General features: G+C 56.8%; 17 protein-coding genes. 12 read left to right on the plus strand and 5 right to left on the minus strand.

Annotation, left to right across the window (positions count from 1 at the left end; translation table 11 throughout):
• Positions 1-18 precede the first annotated feature (18 nt).
• Together HK24_RS07875 and HK24_RS07880 are read left to right on the plus strand one after the other, a co-directional pair.
• Positions 19-1269, plus strand: coding sequence for an AAA family ATPase (locus tag HK24_RS07875; protein WP_086634034.1), 1251 nt, complete (start codon positions 19-21; stop codon positions 1267-1269).
• A 3-nt stretch (positions 1270-1272) separates the two neighbouring features.
• A complete protein-coding gene (locus HK24_RS07880; RefSeq protein ID WP_086634018.1) occupies positions 1273-2205 on the plus strand; it encodes a hypothetical protein in 933 nt (310 codons plus the stop codon).
• A 75-nt stretch (positions 2206-2280) separates the two neighbouring features.
• Here HK24_RS07880 and HK24_RS07885 read toward each other — a convergent pair whose 3' ends face one another.
• Together HK24_RS07885 and HK24_RS07890 are read right to left on the minus strand one after the other, a co-directional pair.
• A complete protein-coding gene (locus HK24_RS07885) occupies positions 2281-3858 on the minus strand; it encodes an ABC transporter substrate-binding protein/permease (RefSeq protein WP_046900034.1) in 1578 nt (525 codons plus the stop codon).
• Positions 3858-4649 (minus strand): amino acid ABC transporter ATP-binding protein, encoded by a 792-nt coding sequence (locus HK24_RS07890; RefSeq protein WP_249194820.1) that lies wholly within the window; start codon positions 4647-4649, stop codon positions 3858-3860. The genes HK24_RS07885 and HK24_RS07890 overlap by 1 nt, the downstream gene beginning before the upstream one ends.
• A 164-nt stretch (positions 4650-4813) precedes the next feature.
• Between HK24_RS07890 and ccmA the strand changes: the two genes are divergently transcribed.
• From ccmA to HK24_RS07915, 5 genes are all read left to right on the plus strand, one after another.
• Entirely contained in the window at positions 4814-5443 is a 630-nt protein-coding gene (gene ccmA / locus HK24_RS07895) for a heme ABC exporter ATP-binding protein CcmA (RefSeq protein ID WP_064273745.1), read from the plus strand.
• On the plus strand, positions 5440-6105 hold the full coding sequence (gene ccmB, locus HK24_RS07900) for a heme exporter protein CcmB (RefSeq protein ID WP_086634019.1): 666 nt from the start codon (positions 5440-5442) through the stop codon (positions 6103-6105). Before ccmA ends, ccmB begins: the two co-directional genes overlap by 4 nt.
• A gap of 331 nt (positions 6106-6436) precedes the next feature.
• Positions 6437-7021, plus strand: a complete 585-nt coding sequence (locus HK24_RS07905) for a hypothetical protein (protein WP_143412306.1) — start codon at positions 6437-6439, stop codon at positions 7019-7021.
• Positions 6978-8339 carry a Hint domain-containing protein gene (locus HK24_RS07910; protein ID WP_086634021.1) on the plus strand — a complete coding sequence of 454 codons (1362 nt, stop codon included), beginning with the start codon at positions 6978-6980 and terminating at the stop codon, positions 8337-8339. Before HK24_RS07905 ends, HK24_RS07910 begins: the two co-directional genes overlap by 44 nt.
• Before the next feature lie 151 nt (positions 8340-8490).
• Positions 8491-11796, plus strand: coding sequence for a S41 family peptidase (locus HK24_RS07915; RefSeq protein ID WP_086634022.1), 3306 nt, complete (start codon positions 8491-8493; stop codon positions 11794-11796).
• 48 nt (positions 11797-11844) lie between these two features.
• Here the strand turns inward: HK24_RS07915 and HK24_RS07920 are convergent, their stop codons facing one another.
• Complete coding sequence (locus HK24_RS07920) at positions 11845-12375, minus strand: cytochrome b (RefSeq protein ID WP_086634023.1); 531 nt, start codon at positions 12373-12375, stop codon at positions 11845-11847.
• Between the two features lie 125 nt (positions 12376-12500).
• Here HK24_RS07920 and HK24_RS07925 point away from each other — a divergent pair, with 125 nt between their 5' ends.
• Complete coding sequence (locus HK24_RS07925) at positions 12501-13079, plus strand: YqaA family protein (protein ID WP_198942089.1); 579 nt, start codon at positions 12501-12503, stop codon at positions 13077-13079.
• 467 nt (positions 13080-13546) lie between these two features.
• A complete protein-coding gene (locus tag HK24_RS07935; RefSeq protein WP_064274160.1) occupies positions 13547-14914 on the plus strand; it encodes an MFS transporter in 1368 nt (455 codons plus the stop codon).
• A gap of 90 nt (positions 14915-15004) precedes the next feature.
• On the opposite strand, the gene HK24_RS07940 is transcribed toward HK24_RS07935, so the two are convergent.
• Together HK24_RS07940 and HK24_RS07945 are read right to left on the minus strand one after the other, a co-directional pair.
• Positions 15005-16975 carry a transglycosylase SLT domain-containing protein gene (locus HK24_RS07940; RefSeq protein ID WP_233126178.1) on the minus strand — a complete coding sequence of 657 codons (1971 nt, stop codon included), beginning with the start codon at positions 16973-16975 and terminating at the stop codon, positions 15005-15007.
• 165 nt (positions 16976-17140) lie between these two features.
• Positions 17141-17947 carry a uracil-DNA glycosylase family protein gene (locus tag HK24_RS07945; protein ID WP_198942090.1) on the minus strand — a complete coding sequence of 269 codons (807 nt, stop codon included), beginning with the start codon at positions 17945-17947 and terminating at the stop codon, positions 17141-17143.
• 54 nt (positions 17948-18001) lie between these two features.
• Between HK24_RS07945 and HK24_RS07950 the strand changes: the two genes are divergently transcribed.
• From HK24_RS07950 to HK24_RS07960, 3 genes are read left to right on the plus strand one after another with little or no spacing between them, the layout of a single operon-like run.
• Positions 18002-19765: a tetratricopeptide repeat protein gene (locus HK24_RS07950; protein WP_086634027.1), complete on the plus strand. Its 1764-nt coding sequence runs from the start codon at positions 18002-18004 to the stop codon at positions 19763-19765.
• Positions 19762-20658, plus strand: a complete 897-nt coding sequence (locus tag HK24_RS07955) for a 4-(cytidine 5'-diphospho)-2-C-methyl-D-erythritol kinase (protein ID WP_086634028.1) — start codon at positions 19762-19764, stop codon at positions 20656-20658. The genes HK24_RS07950 and HK24_RS07955 overlap by 4 nt, the downstream gene beginning before the upstream one ends.
• Positions 20659-20673: 15 nt before the next feature.
• Positions 20674-21072, plus strand: coding sequence for a hypothetical protein (locus HK24_RS07960; RefSeq protein ID WP_232309090.1), 399 nt, complete (start codon positions 20674-20676; stop codon positions 21070-21072).
• Positions 21073-21253 lie beyond the last annotated feature (181 nt).

Consider the following 21253-nt stretch of genomic DNA (forward strand, 5'->3'; position numbering starts at 1 on the left):
TTCAAGTCCCTCGTTCCCATGCTCAACCGGGCCATGCCAGTTATGATGGCGGCCTTCCTGATTCTGGCGGTCATTCAGGTGGCCGTCATGCTACACCTGTCTCTGGATGGTTTCTGGAGAGCTCTGAACTGGGCACGCCCTGCCTATCTCCCCCTTGCGGGGATCGGCGCCCTCCTGACCGTCATGGGTCTGGGATACGAAACTTCTGCAGAAAAACTGGCGCGTCGTGGACTGCGCCGGAGGAAAGGTCTGATCATGGATGTTCTCAGCCGGCTGACCAATCGTGGTGCGCTTGAAGAACTCATGGCCCGCGAACAGCGCGAAACCGTCATTGATGCGGAGGAGCTTGCCGCATCTCTTCGGGCCCGCGTCATCGGGCAGGACCGTGTCTGCGAAGACATTGCCCAGCAGCTTCGCCGCCGCCTCGCTCTTCAGGTTCGCGGCAAGCCCGTCGGCATTTTTCTGCTGGCAGGGCCTCCAGAGACTGGCAAAACCTATCTGGCCAAGCAGATCGCTCGCCAGATGGAGCGCCCCCTGCTCCATTTCGATATGACGCAGATGTCCAGCCCCCATGCAGCCACACAGCTCTTCGGCTCCCCGAAGGGCTATGTCGGCTCAGATACTTTCGGCAAGCTGACCGGCGGGCTCAAGGATCAGCCAGATGCCGTCGTGCTGCTGGATGAAATTGAAAAAGCCCACCCGGACGTGTTCAAGAAGTTTCTCACTGCATGGAACGATGGTCACGTTACGGAAGCGTCTACAGGCGAGCAGGTCTCAACCACCCGCGCCATCTTCATGCTGACGTCCAACATCGCAACGGACGCACTGACAGAGATTGCGGACCGCTTGGAAAATGAACCTGACAAAATGCGTGCGGAGTCGGTGGAAGCCCTCAAGCGGGCAGGCTTCGCTCCAGAGGTTCTGAACCGCCTCGACAGGATCTTCGTATTCCGCGCTCTCCGCGGTCTGGATCTGGCCCGTGTGGCCGCTCTGGAAATTGAAGCTATGATCGAAAGCTATGGCCTGCACGTTGAAACGGGCGGTATTGATCCGGCCCTGCTCTTTCAGGTCATGGTCAAGCAGAAGAACCTGGGCACCGGCGCCAGCGCTCGTGATCTGGTGCGGTCCATTGAAGATATGGTGAGCGAAAGCCTGATTATCGCCCGTCAACAGGGCGCCAAGACGGTTCGCCTGACGGCAGGAGATGAGGGCGTTGTCGCGGAAATTTCCAAGGATACCGAAGCGCAACTCGGCCGCCTGAGTCACTGATCCATGACAGCATTTGGACGACTCTGGCGCCGCGCACCTCTCTGGCGCACAAGCCTTATCATGATGGTCGGCGGGATCGGGATGGCGTCGTTTTTCCCGACCCCGGCTTTGAAGAAAGCCATGCCCTGGCTCCCGGGACATGCTCCTGGCGCAAGCCCATCGCCTGCAGCGGGCGCTGGCCCTCAAAACGCCGCCGGCGGCAATGCCCCCAATGGTGGCGTAGATCAGGTCGGTGTTCCCGATCCAGGCATCACCCTCCGCCACAGCCTGAAGATTGCCGGGCGCACTGTTCCTCTCCCGACCGGAGACTGGCACACCATCCTGACAGCGCGTAGCGGCCCTCACGGAGAAATTTCCCAGCAGGTTCTGGCGCGTACGGATAGTGGTGTTGTCTCGGCAGTCATTGTTGTCCGCGCCAGCCAGCAGACTCTTCCACAGGAAGTGACGGATGGGCTGGAAACGCCGTGCCATGATGATCGCAACTATGCATCACGTATCAGCGGAAAGCCGGGAGCATCGGAAGAGTGCACCTATATGGGGAACGCAGTTCTGGCGAACAATACAGTTAGCCCGGACCCATTCATCACAGCTGCCTTCAACCGCATGGCAACACTCGGCTTTCCAATTCCGCCCCTCATGATCAATGTTGGGTGGTATCACGCAGCCCTTCAGGGCACGCAGGGCGTTCAGGTCGAAACTGTTGAGACGCTTATTGCCCCGATTGAGCACGGGTCCCGCCAACTCCTGGCGCCCATTAACATCTGGGGCAAAGGCACAGTTCATTCCAATCCGGACTCCTCGCGCTTCATCACGGATCTGGATCGGTGGATGCTGAAATGGGCGGACGTTCTGCGGCAAGGGTTTGACGGGACGCTTGACCCGAATACCCTCACACCATCCATCACGAGTGATCCGTCAGCGCCCAAAGCGTCCTGACAAAAAAAGGCTGCCTCCCAACAGAGAGGCAGCCTTTTTTAATTCATTGAACGAGGCGTCTTTCATGCCTCCCAGTCAGTGGTGACCGATATTGCCACCCATACCGCGGCCCATGCGCCGTTCTGCCATACGGGCCAATCTCACGAACGGTAGCCCAAGCAGAAGATAAGCCGCACCGACCATCAGCCCCGTTCCGAAATAATCGTAATAGGTGGACGATAGACGGACATAGGTCTGACTGAGTTCCGTCAAGGTAATGACGGACACCAACGAACTGTCTTTGAGCAACGAAATAAAGTCATTGGTCATGACCGGCACAACCGTGCGGAAGGCCTGCGGGACCACGACCAGACGAAGCGCCTGCCAGTGCGTCATGTTCAGGGCAATAGCGGCCTCCATCTGGCCCCGGGGGACAGACAACAAACCCGCACGATAATTCTCGGCTTCATAGGCCGCGTAATTGAGCCCCAGTGACAACACGCCTGCCATGAAGGGAGACAGCCGGATGCCAAAGGCTGGCAGCCCATAGAAAATGAAAAGAACCTGAATCAGCAGCGGTGTACCGCGGACAATTTCAACATATAACCCCGCCACAAGCCGAGGGACCGTCCCGCCATAATGCCGCGCCAACGCAAGAAGCAGGCCCAGGGCGACCGCAATCACCATAGCGAGCGCTGAAACAGCCAGCGTCATCAAGGCTGCCTGGCCGATCAGAGGCAGGAACCCGACATACCGGTGAACCAGAACTTTCCAGTTCCCACCGGTCGTGCTGGCCATGGCGGCCCGATACCGGTCCCATTCCACCGGGGCAATATCCGGATGGGTATGGTCCCCAGTGTAGTTCTCCATCAACGGAGTCCACAGGTTCCAGCGTGCCAGAATCTGGTGAAGCGTCCCGTCCTTGATAAGATCTCCGAGGGCGGCATCCACCTGATCACGCAACGCGCGGCTACCAGGCGCAAACGCGATGCCATATTCCATGCTGCCGATCGGTTCGCCCACCAGCTTCATGTCATCGGAAATGCTGCCGTAATACAGGGCAATGGGCGCATCCAGCAGGATCGCGTCCAGTCTTCCGTTCCGCAGATCTGAAAAGGCATTTGTCTCTTCTTCATAAGACCGGATCGTAGAGCCACCCTGCCGACGCAGCATTCGCTCGGCTGTGGTGTCCTTGATCGTGCCGATCTTATGGCCCTTGAGAGCCTCCAGCGTGTCGAGACCCGTTTCTTCCTTGCGAAGAATGATCCGCTCGCTTGTTACATAGTAAGGACGGGAGAACAGGACCGCCGCCTTGTGCTCCGGCGTCATTTCAATGCCGTCTGCAACCATGCTGTAAAGGTCACGCGACAGGCCCGGAATCAGCCCATCCCAGTCATTCTGAATGAAACGCGCCTTGCGGTGCATTTTCTCCGCGATGGCATTGACCAGATCGTATTCGAAGCCCGTCATTCGGGATTCATGCTCGGGATCATGGAACACGTAAGGCACATTGGCCTCACCATCCGAGGCCCAGGGCAAATCGGTGTTATCCCGAGCCCCCGGCACGACCAGAGCGTCTGGCGCGGATGCGACAGTCTCGTCAGCCGCTACGGCATGAACGGAGGGTGCCAGCATGAAAGCCAGCGCCAGTAGACACGCAAAAAACTTGTTCATCACAGGAGCGTCCGCAGGAAGCGCCGTGTGCGCCCCTCTTTCGGGTTGGCGAACATCAGGTCTGGGTCACCGCTTTCAACGATTTCACCAGCCTCCACGTACAGCACGCGATCCGAGGCGGCACGGGCAAAGCGCATGTCATGCGTTACGACAAGCTGCGTCATCCCTTCATCATCCAGATCCCGCATTACCGACAGAACTTCTTCTGAAAGTTCCGGGTCGAGTGCGGATGTCGGCTCGTCGTACAACATGACAGATGGCTTCATGGCGAGCGCACGGGCAATTGCCGCGCGCTGCTTCTGGCCGCCCGAAAGACTGTCCGGGTAGCGGTCTTTAACACCCGCCAGGCCCACTTTTTCCAAAAGCGTACAGGCAGTCGCCTGCGCCTCATCCCGTGAGACACCTTTCACGCGCATCGGCGCCATCATGACGTTATCAATGACGGTTCTATGAGGGAAAAGGTTGAAAGCCTGAAAGACCATGCCGACATGCGCCCGCAAACGATGGGCCTGTGCCTCATTGGCGCGCGTCCAGCTTTTGCCCGTACAGGCGAGTGTCACATCTTCAATACGGACAGTTCCGGCGTCAGGATGCTCCAGAAAATTGAGACACCGCAGGAACGTGGACTTGCCACACCCTGACGGTCCGATAATCGAGATCAGCTCGCCACGTTCAACATCAAGTGACAGACCACGAAGAATTTCGTTGCCATCAAAAGACTTGGCGATCCCGCTCGCCTGTAACACCAGATCAGTCAGTTCCAGACATCCCTTAACAAGACGTGTGATCATTATACCGTTCAGCCCTCTTAACGGACCTCGCACTGGCTATCGAGACCTTTCCTGCATGCGGGAATGAGAATTCACCAGATTGCAGCTTTTCAGACGCCCCCTTGCAGTTCCCGCGCTCAGAGGGTCTAAGCTGATGAGACCGTGAACCGGACAGAACGCTTCCCATGACGACCCAGCCGCCCGACCCGACAACACCTTCCGTGCTTCTGGATGTCAGGGATATTACGGTTTTCCGTGGAGACCGGCTGGTTCTGGATGATGTGAGCCTTTCGCTTGCTCATGGCGATGCCATGATACTCACCGGCCCGAATGGTGCGGGAAAATCCACTCTTCTCAGAACAATCGCAGGCCTTCGCAAGCCTGATGGCGGCACAATTGAGCGCTATGGAGCACTGGCCTGGCTGGGCCATCAGGATGCTCTCAAGCCCGGCCTGACGCTGGCGCAAAATCTTGCTCTTGCCGATCGTCTGGGCAGCGGAAGCATGGAAGACGTGTTGGAAGCCCTTGATCTGGCATTCCTGACTGACCTTCCAGCACGCCTCCTGTCCTCGGGGCAGAAACGCCGGGCAGCTTTTGCACGTGTCATGCTGTCAGGAGCACCCCTTTGGCTTCTGGACGAACCAACCGTTGGTCTGGACGTAGCGAGCATCGAACGGCTTGGAGCAATCATGGCCAAACACCGTGACAATGGGGGCGCCATGATTGTTACGACGCATGTGCCGCTCCCCCTGGATAACACGCGCTCGCACGAACTTCCTTCCCTTGCTCACGCTGAACCGCTCTGGCTGTCATGACCGCTTTCTTTGCCTTGATCGACCGCGACCTGCGACTTGCCTATCGGTTTGGGGCGGATACGCTCGCATCCCTGCTCTTCTTTATATTGTGTGGCAGCCTTTTCCCTCTGGCTCTTGGTCCCTCACCAGATCTGTTGCGTCATATGGGGCCGGGCATCATCTGGGTCTGTGCACTGCTCGCATCGCTGCTCCCGCTGGACAGACTTTTCGGCTCTGAACTGGAAGATGGCTCCCTGGATCTGCTGATGCTTACGGGCCTTCCAGCGTATGCCGTTGCCTTCGCCAAAATGATTGCTCACTGGCTGACAACTGGCCTGCCTCTTCTTGTTGCAGCTATCCCGCTTGGCATCATGCTGGGCGTAAAAGGGAGCGAACTCCCGCTTCTCTTGTTTGGGCTGATGCTTGGAACGATGTGCCTATCCCTGATGGGTGGCATGGCCGCCTCAATCGTGTTGGGGGCGCGTCGTGGTGGCGTTCTTTTGCCACTCCTTGTTTTGCCTCTCGCAACGCCGGTACTGATTTTTGGTGCGGCTTCGTCCTATGCCGGGCAGCTTGGTGCATCATCCAGCGCCGGATTCGACCTTCTGGGAGCATGCCTGTTTGCAATGCTGCCACTTTGCCCACTCGCAGCAGGCTATGGCCTCAAATCTGCGGTCGGCTAAAAAATCTCTCGATAAATCCATAAATTTTTTCGATTTGAACGTTTCTTGCCCGGCTTGAATAAGCCGAGCAATGAGGCGTTGGTTTTTTACAAATTATTCATCTTCGTCATTTCCATTGAATGTTAGCTTTAATTGAACGAGTTATGCCATCAATAGCTTTCGTTTGTCTGCAGAAGAGGCGATGGGAGCAATTCCACTTCACTCTGCGAACAATACGGCGCACCCCTGCATTCTGGATTTTCATCACATCATGGCAACATCTACACCCGCTTGAACAAACGGCGATCTCTACACGTGGGTCGGCCCAACAACCGGCGGCAACTGGAGTGACGTGTTGAACTGGAGCTACGATGGCGCACCAGCAACACACGTTCCTGATACGCAGACGAATCAAGGCACAGTCACCATCCCATCAGGTGTAACCGTTACCGTCTCAAGCGCGACATCAACGCTTTCCGGCGTCAACATCAAGGTTGCAGGCACTCTCGACATCGCCTCCGGCACCAGCGCTCTGGCTGTTCAAAATCTGGAAGTCACTTCAGGTGGCACAGCAAACATCCAGCGTCCGCTAACGGCTAACAATAGCCTTCAGGTTGATAACGGAGGCACCGCAACATTCTCGAATGTCTCGCAGGACTGGTCTAGCTATCCGGGCCTCAAGCCATCGATTGCGACTGGCGGCACGCTTAATTTCGACAACGACAATATTACGCTGGGCAGCGGCAGCGGAATTGCTGGCAACCTCAATATTTCCAATGGTTCGACCGTCAAGACAGCCAGTAACAGCACCACCATTACAGGCCCCATCACGGTCAATGGCGCAGGTACGTCCTTCACGGACAGCTCCGCTCTCCAGTCTACCCTGACGTTGAATGATGGGGCCAAAGCAACCATTACCACTAACTCACCCTGCTGACGGCAACAAGGTCGTTTTCGGAACGGGCAACAACACGCTGATCCTTCCGAGCGACAAGTACGCAGCCAACAAGCTGGTTCTGGCCAACCTGAAGGAAGGCGATAGCCTCGGCGTGAATGGTCAGACCGTAACGTCTGCCACCATGACCAGCGACAATGTAACTCTGACCACGTCTAGCGGCACAATCAGCCCCAAAAGCGTTACCTACGACAGCAGCTACAAAAACGCTCCGACCGATAGCAACCCGGTCACGGTTAACACTAGCAATGGAAACGGCGTCATCTGCTTCCCCGCAGGTTCAATGATCCGCACGCAGGACGGTGAAGTCGCGGTCGAGACCCTGCGCCTTGGCGACAGCGTGGTTGTGTATGTTGATGGCCGTGAAGACGTTCGCACTGTCACATGGGCCGGACGTCGTCACATGACGGTACGTCCAGGTCCGTTTGCAGACGAAGCAGGCTACCCGGTTCGTATTCTGAAGGGCGCCATCGCACCCGGCATGCCACACACGGACCTTCTGGTGACGGCAGAACATTGCCTGTTCCTTGATGGAAAGTTTGTCCCGGCCCGGATGCTGATCAATGGTCGCTCCATTCACTACGACACGAGCATCACGTCTTACGATTACTTCCACATCGAGACGGCAGATCACTCGGTCATTATGGCCAACGGCCTGTTGACGGAGAGCTTCCTCGACACGGGCAATCGCGGCGATTTCCGTCAGGACGGAAATGTTTTCAGCATCGGCGGCAGCGTCAAGAGCTGGAACGAAGACGCAGCGGCCCCGCTCACGACTGACCGGACAACAGTCGAGCCCCTGTTCCGCGCAATCGAAGCACGGGCAGACATGGCAGGTCTGGTGTCTCAGGCTGACAGGGCAGTCCTGACGCAGGATGCTGACCTGCATCTCATGACGGAAGACGGCACCATCATCCGTAAAACGCGTGAGACCAACGGCTATGCCATGTTCATGCTGCCGGAGAAGGTTCGCTCTGTGCGCCTGATGTCCCGCACGAGCCGCCCATCCGATGTGATTGGCCCATTTGTTGATGACCGCCGTGAACTCGGTGTGCTCGTTGGCCAGATTGCCCTCTACGAGGCTGGCAGCACCACTGTGCTTCCCGCACATCTCGCCAAGGAAGAGCTGTCTGGCTGGAGTGTTCCTGAAGGAACGACCATGCGCTGGACCACAGGTCATGCCGCAATCTCGCTCCCGAGCCGGTCTTCTCACAGCATTGCCATGCTGGCTGTTCAGGTCCTGTCCAACAGCTCCTACCTGGTAGCGGCTGAAGACAAGGTCATTGCTCTGACCGCCTGATCCAGGTTTTCACGGCAAAACACGAAGCGCCAGCCCATCTAGGGCTGGCGTTTTTTGTTTTCCCACCCTCAAAACGCACCTGCCGTCTCGACGGCGATATGAAACCGCAGCATCATCGAAGGATATTTTCATATGAGAAGTCCTTCACATCATGCGGTTTTCCCTCCGACGTTCCCTTCTCTCATGCGCGGCTCTTCTGGGGTGCACCTACGGGCTAACCGCTCAGGCTGAGCCCGGTTACTTCAGAGAGCCGTCAGTCACGGGGCAGACCGTTCTTTTTAGCGCGGAACAGTCAGTCTGGAGTGTGCCCCTGACGGGAGGCATAGCCCAGCGCCTGACCAGCGCACCCCATGGCGCCAATGCCGTTGACCCGCAGCCTGTCCTCTCCCCCGATGGCAAAGAAATCGCATTTCTGGCGAATTTTGATGGGCCGACAGAGCTCTACATCATGCCAAGTTCCGGCGGCACGCCCCGACGCATGACGTTTGAAAACGCGCCCAAACTTCATATCGCAGGGTGGGATGCTCATGCTGGCATCCTGTACTCCATGCCGGACGCAACTGGCCCTTACTACAGCTACAATGTCGCAGCTTTGGATCCAAAGACGGGTGCAAAGCACGTCTATCCGCTTGCCAACGTGAATGACGCTTCCATTAGCCCGGATGGTAAATGGCTGTATGCCGTGCGGTTCGGGCTCGCGGTAACAGGCGATCATATGCGGGCCTATCGTGGAGGAGCACTCTCGCAACTCTGGCGGTTTGATCTTCAGTCTGGAACCGAGGCCGAACGTATTGGCACACGCACAGCGAATTTGATTCGCCCTATGCCGTGGCGGGATCGTCTGATCGTTATTTCCGACGAAAACGGACGTTACAACCTCTGGAGCACCGCAGCAGACGGAACAGATGCCCGACAGCTAACCCATTTTACGGATTACAGCGTTCTGGAAGCATCACTCTCAGGCGACCATGTTGTGTTCCGCAAAGGGGCAGACCTCTTTTCCCTGGATCTGACCTCAGGCGAGAGCCACCAGATCCCTGTCAATTTGGTCTCGGACAATGCACCTCGTGCACCGTACTGGCTGGATCGACCAACCCGCTTCACCACGTCGGAGACCATTTCTCCCAAAGGCGATGCTGCTATCTTCACGATGCGCGGCCACACGGTCGTGGCAGCAGCTTCCCCGAGGCGTCTGATCGTCCTGCCCACCCCAGACAATGTCCGCCTGCGCCTCGCCCGCGTGACGCCGGATGGCAAATCCGTCATTGCGTTCAGTGATGCTGGCGGAGAATCTGCGCTGTGGCGTTTTGCGGCAGATGGCAGCGGCAAGGGAGAAGCACTCAGCCAGCCATCGTCAACCGAACCTGTCGCTCTCGAAATCTCACCAGACGGAAAATACGCCGCGCATACGGATCTGCTGGGGCGCCTGTGGTTGCTCAACCTTTCGAGCAAAGCTGAGAAGCTCGTTGATGATGCCACTCAGGACGGCACGAACGTTTTCGATTCCCTTTCATGGGCCGCAGACGGAAAGGCCCTCGCCTTCGTACGCACACGCGGCTCCAATCTACGACGTCAGATTGCCCTGTATTCTCCGGGAACAGGACGGACGGAGTGGGTGACGAGCGATCGTTACGAATCCTATAGCCCAACCTTCTCCCCAGATGGGAAATGGCTGTGGTTCCTGTCTGATCGCACATTCTCGCTGGCTAACGGTTCTCCCTGGGGAGACCGCAATCTGGGACCGGCGTTTCCACATCGTACAGGCATCTATGCCCTCGCACTCCAGGCCGGAGAACGCTTTCCTTTCCAGGCGCCAACCGAGCTGGATCATGATGACACCAAGGAAAAGAGCGACAAGAAAGATGAGAAGAAAGACGCTCCCAAGAAGCCTCTTCCCGCGTTTGAATGGAACGGATTGGCAGATCGTCTCTATCAGGTTCCCGTCCCTGCTGCAGATTATCATGGGCTGGCAGCCGCCAGCGATTATCTGTTCACCGTGGATGGTACGGACGATGACGCCAACCCTCTGAAGTCCATCCATATCGACAATAACGAGCACAAGATCGAAACCTTCTCCCCCAAGGTTGAAGATTTCAGCCTCTCGGCAGACGGCAAAACGATCATGACGGTGGCCCCTCGCGCGAAGCAGGCACCGGAAGTTCTTCTGCTACCGGTCGGGGCCAAGAAGCCTGATGATGTCGCAGGAAAAGCGGTCAGCTTTGACGGACTACGGCTGCGCATCGACCCCGCTCAGGAATGGTCAGACGAATTTGTCGATGCCTGGCGCCTTCACCGTGATCATTATTATGACCGCGATCTGCATGGCGTAGACTGGAAAGCCGTCCGAGCCCACTTTGCGCCATTTGTGGATCGACTTGGAGACCGTGGAGATCTGGATGATCTGCTTGGCCAGATGGTTGCTGAAATTGGCGCCATGCACTCCCAGCTCCGGCCGGCACAAAGCCTCGAAGACCCAGCTGCGAACCTGATTGCCGGGCTAGGTGCACAGATTACCCGCGAAGCAAAAGGCTTCCGGATCACACATATCTATAGAGGAGACCGCGATCTACCGGATCAGCAGTCTCCATTGGCTGCTCCGGGCGTTGATGCGCAGGACGGAGATCTGATTGTTGCCGTGAACGGACAATCCGCAGCCGACGAGCCCGACCTCTCTACGCTTCTGGCCAATCAGGCTGGAAAACAGGTTCTCCTGACCCTTCTGCGCAATGGCAAAGAACACAAAACAGTCGTGACAGCCGTAAGCTGGCGCAAGCAGAAGTCCTTGCGCGCACGGGACTGGGAAGTCAGCCGTGCTGATCTTGTGGATCGTGCCAGCCATGGACGCATTGGTTATCTGCATCTGCAAGCCATGGTCGGCGATGACATGGAGGCATTCGCCCGCGAGTTCTATGCCAATATCGACAAGGATGGACTCATTGTTGACGTCCGCGGCAATAATGGCGGCAACATTGACAGCTGGGTTCTGACGCAGCTCATGCGCCGATCCTGGATGTTCTGGAGCCGCTATGGCAACGCTCCGGCCATCGACATGCAACAGGCGTTCCAGGGCCATCTTATCGTGATTTCAGATGAAATGACCTACTCGGACGGTGAGACCTTCTCTCAAGGCATCAAGTCTCTCCACATCGCGCCGCTCCTTGGGGAACGCACAGCAGGTGCCGGTGTCTGGCTTTCGGACGGTGACCGTCTGATTGACAACGGCAATGCCCGGACAGCCGAGAATCCCTATTTCGATATGAACGGCCACTGGCTGGTGGAGAACAAGGGTGTCTCGCCGGATATCGAGATCGAGAACATGCCGGTCGCCACCTTCAAGGGGCAGGATCAACAACTTGATGCGGCGGTTTCATATCTGAAGACGCAGATGGCGGATCATCCGCGCCCTGCGCTCAAAGCTGAACCTTTCCCGATTCAGCAGCCTGCTTCACCGCAATAAGGCAAAATAGTCCAAAGCCTCTGCACATATCTGCAGAGGCCTTTTTATTCAGAGCATCATATCCATGACCTGATCCCGCCGGGAAAAACGGTGCATCAGCGCCGCCACGCAATGCCCAGCAATGAGAACCCCCAAAATCCAGGCAGAAAACTGGTGCATGACACCCAGGATCGGCGCGAACAGCGCGGTTTTCTGAATGAGCGTCGGCAGGTGCACCGTCCACAGCATCTGGACTGGCGCACCGTGGGCAGAGGCCATCAGCCATCCCGTGAGAGGCGTGGTCAGCATCAGAAGATAAAGACATCCCTGAAGCACGCGCGCCGCAATGCGCTGCTCTTCCGGAACAGTGTCAGGTAATGCTGGCGGCCGATGCGTTGCGCGCCAGGCCATTCTGAGAACAACCAGGATCACAACTGTCGATGCGATCTCCTTATGAATGGAGAGCAGTTCTCCCTTCAAAGGAGAAGCCCCACGCGGCAACAGGCGCCCCGCATAGAATCCAATCATCCAGACCGGGATAATGATAGCCGCCATGCCCCAGTGAAACAGGCGGGCCAGAAGAGAGTAACGTTGGGGCACGGGGCATCCATTTTCAGAAAAGGAAGAGCTTTGTGCTTCCTTTATCCTGTTTTCCGAAGCAATGAATTTTCATTCAGTGACAGAGAAGGATAGGAAGACCGGATATTCCTCCACAGGACCAGACCGTGATCCATTCCCTCTATCGTCGCATCACCGACCTTGCCGCCTCACCCAAAGCCGTATGGTGGCTTATCATTATCGCCATGGCAGAAGCGTCGGTCTTTCCTATCCCCGTTGACCTGATGCTCGTTCCCATGATCCTGACGCGACAGGACAGGGCCTGGTTTCTAGCAACAGTCTGCACTGTCTTCAGCGTGATAGGTGGCGTGATCGGATGGCTGCTCGGCGCTTTCCTGATGAAGCATATCGGTATGCCCATCGCCCATTTCTATCATGCAGACGGGCGCATTCTGGCATTGGAAGACCTGTTCCGCCGATATGGCATATGGATCATTCTGGGCAAGGGGCTCACACCTCTCCCCTACAAATTCGTCACATTGGCGGCAGGTGCGGCACACTTCCCGCTGCTGCCGTTCATCGCTGCCAGCATCACAACGCGCGGCGCACGCTTCTTCCTGGAAGCCGCACTCCTCAAGGCCTTTGGCGAACCTGTGCGCGAGTTCATCGAAAAGCGCCTGACGGTGATCCTGCTGATTCTTCTTGTCGTGATCGTTGCGGGCGTCGCGCTTGTTGAGCTCTTCTAGAGGAATAGTCACATCAGATGATGCGTTTATGGCATAAAAAATAACATAAATACTATTTGAATATAACAGAATCATGTTATCGTCCGCGAGATCGTACTCACACGGTTATCGGTGACGGCTTTCCAGCAGGCCTGCCTGCTCCGTTCTCCTCACGTCAGAATGTCCTGCGCGGATGACATGAGGAGAAAGGAACTGTCGGCCTCCGAACGACAACCCGAACGCATATTCCCGCTGTCAAAGGAGCTCGCCATGTTTAGAAAACAGCCTATCTTTAGCGCTAAACGTTTTAACATCCTGCCTCCGGCATCGCGCTCGGCAGGTGTGTTCAGTGGTATCGAAGCACAGTTTCTTGGACTGGCCTCCCCCGGAATCGTCACGCTGCTTGGCCCTCTGGAAGGCACCGATCTGTCATCGTTGCCGTGTGAAGACACTCCATCCTCCCTTTCCTTCAGGAAGGCATGACATTCATGAGTGCCACAGAGCTTTCTCCACCCCATCGATCAGCCGTCACCAAATCCCGCATCCTCTGGGGCATGCCGGTGATGTTGCTGTGGGGTTATATCGCCGTTGCCCTGTACATGACGGGCGACGGCATCGAAGTTGCGTTTCTTGCAAAATACGTCACGCAGATTGGCTTTACGCCCAAACAGGCAGGAATGCTCTTCACCATTTACGGTGCAACAGCCGCCATTTCGAGCTGGCTGTCTGGCGTGCTAGCCGAAGTTTATGGCGCGCGCCGCATTATGGCGATCGGCACCATCTGGTGGGCACTGTGCCACGTCGCGTTCCTCGGACTTGGCCTCGGACAGCACTCCTTCCCGATGATGATGCTGTTCTATGGTCTGCGCGGCTTCGCATACCCGCTGTTTTTCTATGCGTTCTTCTTCTGGATCGTCCAGAAAACCCCCGATCATCGACTGGCCTCTGCCATCGGCTGGGTCTGGTCAATGTTCACGCTGGGTTACGGCATCATCGCGTCCTTCCTGCCAAGCTGGACCATCCCCGCTTTCGGCTTCATGCCGACCCTGTGGATGTCTTTGGCCTGGGTTCTGGCTGGCGGCGCACTGGCATGCCTGACCATCCGCGAAGATCCGTCTGAGGCCAAGCCACTGGCAGCCAAGGTGTCCGTCAAGGAACAGCTGATCGAGATCAGTCGCAGCCTGACGCTGATTGTTGAGAACCGCGATATTGCATTGGCACTCATCACGCGCGTCATCTGCAATCTGTCTCTCTTCGGCTTTCCGGTCATCATGCCGCTGTTCTACACGTCTCCGGAAGTTGGCTTCACCATGCCGCAATGGCTGCGGATCTATGGTGCGTTCTTCCTGGTTCAGCCTGTGACCAACGTGGTCTGGGGCCTTATTGGCGACCGGATCGGCTGGCTGCGTCAGATGCGCTGGTTCGGCTTTGTCGGCTGCGCAATGGCAAGCCTTGCCTTCTATTTCATCCCGCACCTGATGCCCGGCAACATGTTCACCGCAATTATCGGTGCCTTGTTCCTAGCTTTAACGCTCAACGCATTTGTGCCCATGGGAGCAATTTTCCCCGCCATTGCGCCCGATCATAAAGGTGCTGCGGTTTCCGTGCAGAACCTTGGCGGTGGCCTGAGCAACTTCTTGGGCCCGGCACTGGCAACACTGTTTGTTACTGGCTACGGCACGCAGGGCGTCGTTTACATCTACGCGGCACTGTATCTGCTTGCCGCAGTCATCACCTGCTTCATCCGCTTGCAACAGCCAAAGGGAGCTTCCGCCATGGAAGTTTACTCTTCCGCCAAGGCGTCCGCGGTTCATGAAGAAATGGAAGATCTGGGCATCCAGACCCAGAAAAGCTAAGCCCCAAAAACAAAAAAGCCCGGCACTCAGGCCGGGCGATTTTCTGAAGAGACCTCGCATCAAAATGCTGATGCGAGGTTTTTTTTATTCTTAGTTCAGCGCCATCTGCTCATGAGCCAGAGCCTGTTCCGCGCCAAATGATGGCCACTCAGAATGCGTCAGCGCTTTCAGAGACGGCGATGAGAGCCCCATTTTATGCGCATACAGCCACGTGTAGGTCAGGGCGCGATGCACATAGTCACGCGTTTCCGTGTTGGGCAGCGTTTCCATAAAGAACAGCGGATCATGCAGATCGGCCGTCTGTGCACTTTCCCAACGGGCGATAGCGCCAGGCCCTGCGTTGTAAGACGCCAGAACCCGTACAAGATCCCCGCCTTCAGGGCGCGCCGACAAAGATGTATGGCTCGACTGAGAGGCCAGATACAGCACGTAAAGCTGACCAATCTCCAAATTGGATGACGGGTTGTGGAGGCGATTTACCATGTCAGGCGGCACGGGAATAACAGCCATTCCATGGGCATCATATGTCTGGTGATGCAGTGTGATGAAGCTTGCCGTGATCGGCCGGATCTGCATCAGCCCATGCGCACCCGCCCCGGATGTAGCGGCAGCATCGAAATTCGATTCAACGCGCGTGAGTGCATAAACCAGAGCCGGGTTCATCCGGAAGCCATGGTTGGGCTTGAGACGGGGCATCGGCAAATCCGCACCAGCCGCTTGTGGCCGGTTTTCCCCATTCATGATGAGCGACGCGAGCTGTTCGGACAGATCTTCAAATCCGGCAGTCTGGGCGACCAACTGCAAGGACCGGGACCGCGCACTATCAGGCGCCACGTCCGTCCACATCCGCCGCATCAACGCCTCGGCGCGTGCACGCTCGCCAATCTGCAGCAGGGCAAACAACTGTCGGCCCTGTGGGAGCGCACTGATGGCCTCGACGTCAATTTCCCCAAGAACCGGAACAGGATCATGGAGCGTAATTTCCGTTACGCTGTCTGGCAGGCGCGCATGGCCTTTACGTCCAAGCTCCAGTGTCTGAGCGGCGAGCATCCCATAAAATGTTTCATGATGGTTCGCGGCACGATGGAGCCAGGACACGTATGCCGCCATTGCGTGACGGCGAATTTCTGCACGCGCAGCCCAAAACGCTGCGGCTGCATGAAGCTCGGGCGATGTAACTGGAGCATTTGCCGCCGATTCAAACAGCTCATATGCCGCATCAAGATGCCCCTGACGCCAGGCGGCCAGACCAGCGACATAAGCAGGAAGACCAACCTGATGGCCTCCGCGCTCGAAGCCGGCGCAACCATGACGCAGCGCGCTCTGAGCATCTCCCTGTGAAAGCAGCCCCAGAGAAATTTCTCCGTAAAGCTGCCCTGCATAGGCAGGGGTCATGCCGGGCGTAATATCCACAAGGTGCAGTGCGCTGGCTGCGCCCTTCACGCCCTGCATCACCCGCTCCTGAACCGTACGATCCAGGAGAGGATTACGCGTGAAGGCATGCGCCAATGGGTCCGCAGGGAAACTATTAGGCAGGTGAACGGTTTCAGGACGATCTTCAGGCGCCAGAGACCTCACAAAAGTCTGGAGCTGAACGGAGCCTGCCGGAGCAGTCCTTACCAAAAGCCCCTGAATTGCAGGTGCGTCCGGTTGGGTTGAATAGTTCTTCAACCAGTCACGGAGCTGGTCCGCCCCTGGATGAGCACCAGGCGCAAGATAGCGATCTGCCAGAACATCGCCCAGCAGGACGCGATCCGTAAGCAAACGCGTCTGCTCCATGGCTTCTTGCAGGTCACCACGACGCTGCGCCTGCAGGATCAGACGATATCGACTGGCCATAGTGGCCGTCAGAGGGTGTGGCAGCGATACAATGCCGTCCCCACCGAGGCTGGGACGGGCTTCTGCAAACGCTGTTTCATCGCCAGCATGGTCTGGCTGAGGCGGCAGAGTCTGCACACCGTCAGCACGCACCGGGGAAAAAGTTCCACCGGTCAGAATCAGCACACTCACAAGCAACGCTCGCGCCGTGCCACCTGAGATGAAAGGGGTAATCCTTCGCATAGCCGCCGGGTGCTACCCGGTTTCTGGCACGCTGGCAAGTTTTGGTTAACCAGAACAGAGCCTCGGACTAAGCGATGATATCGTCACACACTGGAACAATCCAGTGGCAAACACCTGTTTTCGAGTAGTTTTTTGCGTTTTCGCGAAGTTTTTTACAGGCTTAAATCAGGACTTGTTTAGTTCTGTATTTTCCGCACTCAATCGCTCCATCAAAACCAGAAGATCCTGCCACGCATTCCGGCGTGCAGCAGGGCTGGCAGCGAGTTGTAACGGGTGTCGCATAGGCAACAGAGCAACCGGCGCATCCAGCTCGGGAATCCGAATTTCCGTCCATTTGCCACGCAGCCGATTCAGCATGGCCTGATCCCCCAGAAGCAGCCGCAGAGGCGTTACTCCCATCGTCACCAGAAACGGTGGTCGGCACAGGGCGATCGTTTTCAACAGCAACGGACGACAGGACCGCATCTCCTGATCCGTTACACCGCGCCCTCCCGGCGGTCGCCATGGAACCGCTGGTGCCATTGAGAGCACCGAGCGTTCCAGCCCCGCAGTGGCCAGCATTCGATCCAGAAGCTCACCGGCACGCCCCGCAAAAAGTTCTCCAGAGCGATCTTCATCCGCGTCCGGCGTCTCTCCAATCAGCATGAAGCGAGCAGCATCGACAAAAACGGGCTGGAGCCGATGCGTTGCCGTCCGCGCCAAAAACAGATCATCAAGCGTTTCGCTCGCTCGAATCAGGGCCGGCAGATCACGTGCCTGTTCCAGCCCGGGTGATACCGGCGCAGGCGATGGCACTTCCCTGGGTAACGCTGATCGGGCGTGTAAGGTGTCCACTCGGGCAGGCAGACTCCGAGGCACATCCGAAAGGCGGTCAATCGTCTCTTCCGAAAGAACCTCGTCCACACCCCAGTCATATTGCAGCTGTAGCGCGGCAAGCAGTTCTGCTCGGCTCGGAACAGGCTGGGGTGTCATGAAAAATCCGTTCAGGTTGGCGTATGACCACATGCGGTCTAGAATTGACCCATTATGCAGATCACGCGCGGCTGGCCCAGATCAATTCCGGTTTTTTCGCACTCGCTTCGCGCGGGTCTCTCGGCACTTCTGCTGGCGGGAACCCTCCTGCCCTCAGCATTTGCTGCCCCTCCTCCGGAAACAATGCCCGCTATTGATCCCGGAAAATCCCTGACCGGATGGCTGCTGGCGTCGAGCGTCATGATGCAACGCGGAGAGATCGACGCTGCCTATAACGCGCTTTCACATGTCCTGACGTTATCTTCCCGCGATCTGAAGCTGCGCGAAGATGCTCTGCGCTACGCTGCCATGACCGGACATGAAGATGAGGCTGTGACGTTCGCCAAAACGCTTCCCGGCAGCGATATTGCCACCCTCGTCCTTGCCCAGAACGCGGTTACTCGGAAATCCTGGACGGAAATGCGCCAGACCCTGAGCCGCAACAATCATCGAGGCCCTCTGGTCTCTGTTGCAACGCCAGTTCTTCTGGCATGGGCCCAGGCAGACGAAGGCCATGTCGAGCAGGCACTCTCCACCCTCAACGCCGCTGCAACCTTCGCCCCTACACGCCGCTTGTACCAGTTCCATGCCGCGCTGATTGCAGAGCGACTGCCTTCTCAACATCAGGCCGAACTTCTCTATCAGAAGACTGGCAACAGCTCCGATGATCCGCTGACGCTCCAGATTCTTTACGCCCAGATTTATGGTGGCTGGCTTGAAAATCAGGGCCAGCATAAGTCGGCACTTGATGCTGTGGCTGCACTGGGCGTGAGTTCCCCTCTCGCTTCCATGATCATTGGGCCGCTTCAACACAACCTGAAAAAACGTCCTCCTCTTTCTCCCTCTCAAGGTGCGGCGATTCTGAACCTGCAACTTGCCCTGATGATCACGGACGTTATTCAGCAGGAAGGCATTCCTCACGATCCGGCCATCATCGCATTGCAACAGGCCCTCTACCTTGATCCCACCCTGACTGTTGCACGCATTTTCCTTGCCGACACCTTCCGTGACGGCAATCAGATCTCGAAGGGCCTCGAGACACTCAATTCGGTTTCAAGTACAGACTCTCTGGCAGCGCTGGCTGCCCAAGAGCGAGTCAATCTGGCCAGCCGCTCCCACGATCTTCCACTTCAGGCCGATGCGCTTCATCGCGCGCTGACCCTGCTTCCGGGTAATCCACAATTTCTGGTTCAACTGGCTGAAGTTCAGGATCAGATGGGCCATCATGCCGAGGCGATCGATCTTTATACAAAAGCTCTGAAAGCCTCCCCTCCTCGCAAAGAGATTGCCTGGCCGGTACTTCTCGGTCGCGCAATGGCCGCCCAGGAAAACGGAGACTGGGCCATGATGCAGGAAGATATGCACCATGCACTGGAACTCGCCCCTGAGCAGCCAGAAGTTCTCAACTTCGTCGGTTATGCCAGTATCGAACACGATATTGACCAAGACCACGCCCTGCAGTTGCTTAAGCGCGCGGTGGAGCTCCAGCCTAACGATCCATCTATTCAGGACAGCTACGCCTGGGCCCTTCTCAAGGCCAAAGGCGACCTGAAAACTGCGCTACCCATTCTTATTCAAGCTGCAGAACATGCCTCGAGTGATGCCGAAATCGGCTATCATCTGGGCGTTGCCTATTGGTATCTTGGTCGCCACACGGAGGCCCAGGATCAATGGAACCAGTCTCTGGATGACAATCCGCAGCCTCAGGATCGCACTCTCATTCTGAATGCCCTCCAGCAGGGCGGCCCACATCTCAAATCATTCGAACAGAACAAATGACCCGTCTTCAAGATACCGCCCACGCCAAGATCAATCTCTATCTGCATGTCACGGGGCGGCGGCCTGACGGGTATCATCTGCTCGACAGTCTCGCAGTTTTCGCCGGGGCATCCGACACGATCAGTGTGGGAGAAAAGTGCGATCGGTTTTCTCTGTCCATTGAAGGACGATTTGGCAAAGGCCTTGAAGCCGACGACAGCAATCTCGTTCTTAAGGCAGCCCGTGCGCTTCAGGCAAAAAGCGGCTCCCATGACGCATACCGGCTGACACTAAAAAAGGATCTACCTGTCGCGTCAGGTATTGGCGGTGGCTCAGCGGATGCCGCGTGTACGCTGCGCCTCCTGTCACGCGTCTGGAACGCAACAGAGTCCGATCTTTGCGCACTTGCAGAACCTCTTGGTGCCGACGTTCCCGTCTGCGTTCGCCAGCAAGCGACACGCATGGAAGGGATTGGGGAAATTCTGACCCCAGCACCAGAAATGCCGAGCGGCGGAATTCTGCTGATTAATCCAGGCGTTGGTGTGTCAACGCCCGATATCTTCCGCAGCTTTGCCGCAATGGGGGGTATCGTCCAGCGTACAAAACCGGTGCTCCCCAGCCAATGGGCGTCAATGCAGGACCTTGTGGATCTATTACAGCAAACAGCAAATGACCTTCAGGCGCCCGCGATTGCTCATGCCCCCGTTATTTCTGACGTTCTCACTGCGATTCAAAGTCAGTCGGATTGCCTTCTGTCGCGTATGAGCGGATCAGGCGCTACCTGCTTTGGCCTCTTCCCTACCTCACAAAAAGCGCACGAAGCCGAAGAAGCTCTTACCCAAACTGCTACACGCTTGGGTTGGTGGACATGGAGTGGTCCATTCCATCAGAATTCTCCCGTTGGAACCCCCTGAAAAGAGGCGCTCGAGATGACTAACAACCCGCGCATGCAGGTAACCCGCTCAGAAGACGGGCAAAAGATCATTCTCTCCTTTTTGGATGGAAGCGGTCTGACCGGTGACATTTCTCTGGACGAAGCCCAGTTGAACCAGCTGATTACCAGCTTGGGGATGGCACGCACCGCGCTACTGGAAAAGCGTCCGCCAGCGCCGATTGAAGGAGCGCGCTTTGCTCCCGTGTATAAAACAAATTGGGCTTTGCAGATTGATGCGCTGACCGAGGGGTCATTGCTGGCCTTTCAGCACCCTGCATATGGGCCCGTCGGTTTTGTTTTTACGCCTTCAGATGCGGAGCAGCTTCTACGCGGCCTCCAGAAGCATCGGACAATGGTTCACTCCCAACCTGGCGACGCTAGTCAGCCAAGCTGAGGGACACTTAGAATAGTTCTACATCCGCGGCAGCGAACGGAGCGACAGGGTTCCCTTTAAGCATCCCTCGAAGATGCTCCAGAGTCACTTTTTCAATTTCGTGACTAGCAATTGGAGGGATCGAAGAACTATTGGTTGATGTACCTTGGTTTTGATTTTGGGCTTTTGGCGTGCTGATTGA

Source organism: Gluconobacter sp. DsW_058, assembly GCF_002153615.1.
GTDB classification, from domain to species: domain Bacteria; phylum Pseudomonadota; class Alphaproteobacteria; order Acetobacterales; family Acetobacteraceae; genus Gluconobacter; species Gluconobacter cerinus.